This window comes from Propionivibrio sp. (assembly GCF_017995515.1).
Classification (GTDB): Bacteria; Pseudomonadota; Gammaproteobacteria; order Burkholderiales; family Rhodocyclaceae; genus Propionivibrio.
Window position 1 is genome coordinate 1 of sequence record NZ_JAGOIT010000151.1, and the last position, 5724, is coordinate 5724.

Here is a 5724-nt window from a genome sequence, read left to right on the forward strand (position 1 = left end):
TGTCGAAGGGCGGGATGCCCTGCGTGTGCGTCCGTTCATGGTTCGACAAGCTCACCACGAACGGAGGCTGGCTCTCCGCGAGCGGAGGCTGGCTCTCCGCGAACGGGGGCTGGCTCTCCGCGAACGGAGGCTGGCTCTCCGCGAACGGAGGCTGGCTCTCCGCGAACGGAGGCTGGCTCTCCGCGAACGGAGGCTGGCTCTCCGCGAACGGAGGCTGGCTCTCCGCGAACGGAGGCTGGCTCTCCGCGAGCGGAGGCTGGCTCTCCGCGAACGGAGGCTGGGTCGTCAGCCAACTTTACGATTCTCAATAGTTAGCGCTTGAACGAAAAACGCCGATCAGTCGGCCTGCTTGCGCAGGAACGCCGGGATGTCGTAGCGATCGACGCCGCTGTTGGCCAAGGCTTCGACGGTCGTGCTGCGGCCCTTGCGGACGACCGCCGGGACGTCGAGCTGGCTGTAGTCGATGCCTTGCGCGGCGTGCGCGAAGCCGCCATCGGTACCCGTGGCCTGCACGACCGGGGTGTTGATGACTTCGAACGACTGGCGACGCGATTGCGCCTGGCCGAGGCCGGTGGCGACGACGGTGACGCGGATGTCCTCGCCCATGCTTTCGTCGTACACCGCGCCGAAGATGATGTGCGCGTCTTCGGCGGCGAACTCGCGCACGGTGTTCATGACTTCGTGCACTTCCTTCATCTTCAAGCCGCGCGTGGCGGTGATGTTCACGAGAACACCCTTGGCGCCGGAGAGGTTGACGCCTTCGAGCAGCGGCGAGGCGATCGCCTGTTCGGCGGCGATGCGCGCACGGTCGACGCCGGCGGCGTTGGCCGAACCCATCATGGCCATGCCCATTTCGCCCATCACGGTACGCACGTCTTCGAAGTCGACGTTGACGAGGCCCGGATAGTTGATGACTTCGACGATGCCGCCGACGGCGTTGCGCAGGACGTTGTCGGCCGCCTTGAAGGCTTCGTCCATCGAGACGTCGTCGCCGAGCACGTCCATCAGCTTGTCGTTGAGGATGACGATCAGCGAGTCGACGTGCTTCTGCAGCTCGGCGATGCCGGCTTCCGCAATCTTCAGGCGCTTGCCTTCGAACATGAACGGCTTGGTGACGACGGCGACGGTCAGGATACCCATCTCGCGCGCGACTTCGGCGACGATCGGGCCGGCGCCGGTGCCGGTGCCGCCGCCCATGCCGGCGGTGATGAACACCATGTGCGAGCCCTTGAGCGACTCGGCGATCTGCGCGCGTTCCTCGTCCGCCGCCAGACGGCCGGCTTCCGGCTTGGCGCCGGCGCCAAGGCCGCTCTTGCCAAGGCGCAGCTTCTTGTGCGCGACGCTGCGCTTCAATGCTTGCGCGTCGGTATTGGCCGCCAGGAACTCGACGCCCATCACGCCTTCGCGAATCATGTGATCGACGGCGTTGCCGCCGGCGCCGCCGACGCCGATCACCTTGATCACGGTTTCCGAATCGCTCGCAAGCTCTTCTTTCTCGATGATTTCAAACATGGTCCTCTCCTCCGCAAAAAACCGTTAAAAGACAAATCTCAGAAATTCTTTTCAAACCAGGACTTCATCCGGCCGAATACCTGCTTCACATCGCGTGTCTCGCGCACCTTGAGTCCGCGCTTACGTTGCGTCTGCGCTTCGAGCAGCAGACCGTAGGCGGCGGCAAAGCGGGGCGACTGGATCACATCGGCCAGCGCGCCGGTGTATTTGGGAACGCCGAGGCGCACCGGCATGTGGAAGACCTCTTCGCCCAGCTCGATCATGCCGGGCATCACCGAGGAGCCGCCGGTCAGCACGATGCCGGACGAGAGCACTTCCTCGAAGCCGGAACGGCGCAGCTCGGCCTGGATCAACTCGAACAATTCCTCGACGCGCGGCTGGATCACGTCGGCCAGCGCGCGGCGCGACAGGCGGCGCGAGGGACGGTCGTCGACGCCGGCGACGTCGAGCACGTCTTCCGGGTCGGCGAGTTCGGAGAGCGCGCAGCCGAACTTGCACTTGATGTCTTCCGCTTCGCGCGTCGGCGTGCGCAGCGCCATGGCGATGTCGTTGGTGATCTGATCGCCGGCGATCGGGATCACCGACGTGTGCCGAATCGCGCCCTGCGTCCACACGGCAAGGTCGGTCGTACCGCCGCCGATGTCGACGAGGCAGATGCCGAGATCCTTTTCGTCCTCGGACAGCACGGCGTAGCTCGACGCCAGCGGTTGCAGGACGAGGTCGTTGACCTCCAGTCCGCAGCGGCGCACGCACTTGACGATGTTCTGCGCGGCCGACACGGCGCCGGTGACGATGTGCACCATCACCTCCAGCCGGAAGCCGCTCATGCCGATCGGTTCGCGGATGCCGTCCTGGTCGTCGATGATGAATTCCTGCGTCAGGATGTGCAGAATCTCCTGGTCGGCCGGGATCGGCATCGCGCGCGCGGTTTCGATCACGCGCTCGACGTCCATCGTCGTCACTTCCTTGTCCTTGATCGCGACCATGCCGTTCGAGTTGAAGCTCTTGATGTGGCTGCCGGCGATCCCGGTATAGACATCCTTGACCTTGCAATCGGCCATCAGCTCGACTTCCTGCAGCACGCGCGAGATCGTCGCCACCGTGTCCTCGATGTTGACGACGACGCCCTTCTTCAAGCCCTTGGAGTCCTGCGAGCCCATGCCGATGATGTTGAGCCGGCCCTCGGGGCTGACTTCGGCGACCAGCGCAACGATCTTGGTCGTCCCGATGTCGAGGCCGACGATGAGTTCCTTGCTATCCCTGCTCATGGCTTCCCTTTACTTTCAATTACCGGCGCTGCCGCTACGCGCAGCGCAAATCCGTTCGGATACCGCATATCGACGACCGTCGGCCGCTGGCGCGCGGCCGTCAGCACGTTCGGATAGAACTCGACGAAGCGCATCAGACGTTCGCGTACGGGGGCCTTCGGCTGCTCGCGTCCGAGCTCGACGACCATGCCGTCGTCCAGCTTCATCTGGACCGCGAGGCGCGGCGAGATCGTCAATGCCAGCGGCACGCGCCCGAGCGGCTTGATCAGATCCGCCGCCCGCTGGTAGTAGCCGAGCATGTCGAGCGTCAGTTCGTTCGGACCGAAGAGCATCGGAATCGGCACCGGCGGCGGCACGGTCATCGCCGCGGTGAAGACTTCGCCGTGGCTGTTCACCAGCTGCCCGGTCGAGTCGCCCCAGTAGGCCACCGGCTGGTGTTCCTCGATGCTGATCTCGATGCGCGACGGCCACTGCCGCCGTGCTTCCGCCGTGCGCACCCAGGGCAACTGCTCGACCGCCTGCCGGATTCCCTCCAGATTGACGCTGAAGAAGTTGCCGCGCAGGCGCCCGGAGAGCGTCTCTTCCAGATCGCTGCGCCGCACTTCGTGCAACTCGTTGGTCACCAACACCTCGTGGATCGGGAACAAGGGCAAGCGCGCGATCCAGACCACCGCCGACACCAGCAAAGCCGCCGCCGCTGCCACGACGAGCAGGTCGGAGACGGCGGTCATCAATTGCGGCCGGTTCCACATCGGTCATCCCAGCGTGGCCAGAGAGAGAACGCGCATCACGAGTGCCTCATACGAAATACCCGCCACGCGCGCGGCCATCGGCACCAGCGAGTGGTCGGTCATGCCGGGCGAGGTATTGACTTCGAGCATGTAGGCGTTGCCGGCTTCGTCCATCAGGAAGTCGACCCGCCCCCAGCCGCGGCAACCCAGCACGCGGAAGGCTTCGAGCGCCTGGGCGCGGATGTCCAGCTCGCGCGCTTCGGGCAGGCCGCAGGGGCAGCGATACGCGGTGTCGTCGCGGAAGTACTTGGCTTCGTAGTCATAGAAATCGGTCGCCGGTTCGATCTTGATGATCGGCAGCGCTTCGTCGCCGAGGATGGACGCGGTGTATTCGCCGCCGAGCACCCCCTTTTCGGCGATGACCAGCGGATCGTGTTTTGCCGCTTCGAGGTAGGCGACGTGCAATTCACCGGCTTGGCGCACCTTGGTCACGCCGATCGACGAGCCCTCGCACGCCGGCTTGACGAACAGCGGCAGGCCCAGCTGCGCCTCGACCGCGGCGAAGTCGCTCGTCGCGTCGAGCATGACGAACTCGGGGATCGGCAGGCCGACCGAACGCCACAGGAGCTTGGTCCGCCACTTGTCCATGCCGACGGCCGAGGCCATGACGCCGCTGCCGGTATAGGGGATGTGCATCAGCTCGAGCGCACCCTGGATGGTGCCGTCCTCGCCGTGCCGGCCGTGCAGCGCGATGAAGGCGCGGTCGAAGCCGGCCAGTTCGTCGAGCTTGCGCTCGGCCGGGTCGAAGGCGTGTGCATCGACGCCCTGGCTCCGCAGCGCGGCGAGCACGCGCGAGCCGCTCTTGAGCGAAATCTCGCGCTCGGCCGAGGTGCCGCCGAAGAGAACGGCTACTTTTCCAAAATCAGACATTGTAAAAATCCTTAACCTCTTTCAACGCAGAGTTCGCAGAGATACAGAGATCGCGGAGAAAACAATAACTCTGCGTTCTCTGCGCCTCTGCGAACTCTGCGTTGATAGCGCTTTCGTTCATTTCAAACCTGCACCAACTTTCCTGGAACCCCGCCAATCGAGCCGGCGCCCATCGTGATCACCACGTCGCCGGCGCGGGCGACATCCAGAATTGTTTGCGGCACGTCGGCGATGTTTTCGACGAAGACCGGTTCGATCTTTCCCGCAACGCGCAGGGCGCGCGCCAGGGCGCGGCCGTCGGCGGCGACGATCGGCGTTTCGCCCGCCGCATAGATTTCGGCGAGCACCAAGGCATCGACCGTGTTCAGGACGCTGACGAAGTCCTCGAAGCAGTCGCGCGTGCGCGTGTAGCGGTGCGGCTGGAAGGCGAGCAGCAGACGGCGGTCGGGGAAGGCGCCGCGCGCGGCGGCGATGGTCGCCTTCATTTCGGCCGGGTGATGGCCGTAATCGTCGACCAGCGTGAAGCTGCCGCCACCGGCCAGCGCGACTTCGCCGTAGCGCTGGAAGCGGCGCCCGACGCCCTTGAACTCGGCCAGCGCCTTGATGATCGCGGCGTCGGACACCCCAACTTCGGTCGCCACTGCAATCGCGGCCAGCGCATTGAGGACGTTATGCATCCCCGGCAGGTTGAGCGTGATCGGCAGGCGCGAAATGCTGCCATTGACGCGCACGCAGTCAAACCTCATCCGGCCGTCTTCGGAAACGACATTCTCGGCGCGTACGTTGGCGGAAGCGTCGAGACCGTAGCTGACGATCTGCTTCGTGACCTGCGGCATGATCTCGCGCACGTTGGCATCGTCGGCGCAGAGCACGGCGACGCCGTAGAACGGCAAACGCTGCAGGAAATCGACGAAGGCCTGCTTCAGCCGCCCGAAGTCGTGGCCGTAGGTCTCCATGTGGTCGGCGTCGATGTTGGTGACGATCGAGATCACCGGCGACAGGAAGAGGAAGGACGCGTCCGATTCGTCGGCCTCGGCGACGAGGAAGTCGCCCGAGCCGAGACGCGCGTTGGCGCCGGCGGCGTTCAGGCGGCCGCCGATGACGAAGGTCGGGTCCATGCCGCCTTCGGCCAGGATCGAGGCGACGAGACTGGTCGTCGTCGTCTTGCCATGCGTGCCGGCGATGGCGATGCCCTGCTTCAGGCGCATCAGTTCGGCGAGCATCTGTGCGCGCGGCACCAGCGGCACCTTGCGCTCGCGCGCGGCGAGCACTTCCGGGTTGTC

At 65.2% G+C, this 5724-nt stretch carries 6 protein-coding genes; 1 reads left to right on the forward strand and 5 read right to left on the reverse strand.

Annotated elements, in window-relative coordinates; genetic code table 11:
- On the forward strand, positions 1–322 hold a 322-nt coding region (locus KBA32_RS16205), incomplete at its 5' end, for a hypothetical protein (RefSeq protein WP_294361200.1).
- Between the two features lie 14 nt (positions 323–336).
- Here the strand turns inward: KBA32_RS16205 and ftsZ are convergent.
- The 5 genes from ftsZ to murC form a co-directional block, all read right to left on the reverse strand.
- Positions 337–1512 (reverse strand): cell division protein FtsZ, encoded by a 1176-nt coding sequence (gene ftsZ / locus KBA32_RS16210; RefSeq protein ID WP_294361202.1) that lies wholly within the window; start codon positions 1510–1512, stop codon positions 337–339.
- A 38-nt stretch (positions 1513–1550) separates the two neighbouring features.
- Positions 1551–2780 (reverse strand): cell division protein FtsA, encoded by a 1230-nt coding sequence (gene ftsA, locus KBA32_RS16215; RefSeq protein WP_294361204.1) that lies wholly within the window; start codon positions 2778–2780, stop codon positions 1551–1553.
- Entirely contained in the window at positions 2777–3511 is a 735-nt protein-coding gene (locus KBA32_RS16220; RefSeq protein ID WP_294361206.1) for a cell division protein FtsQ/DivIB, read from the reverse strand. The genes ftsA and KBA32_RS16220 overlap by 4 nt, the downstream gene beginning before the upstream one ends.
- Before the next feature lie 24 nt (positions 3512–3535).
- Entirely contained in the window at positions 3536–4441 is a 906-nt protein-coding gene (locus tag KBA32_RS16225) for a D-alanine--D-alanine ligase (RefSeq protein ID WP_294361208.1), read from the reverse strand.
- 122 nt (positions 4442–4563) lie between these two features.
- Positions 4564–5724: UDP-N-acetylmuramate--L-alanine ligase (gene murC, locus KBA32_RS16230; RefSeq protein WP_294361210.1), on the reverse strand; the 1161-nt coding region annotated here is incomplete at its 5' end.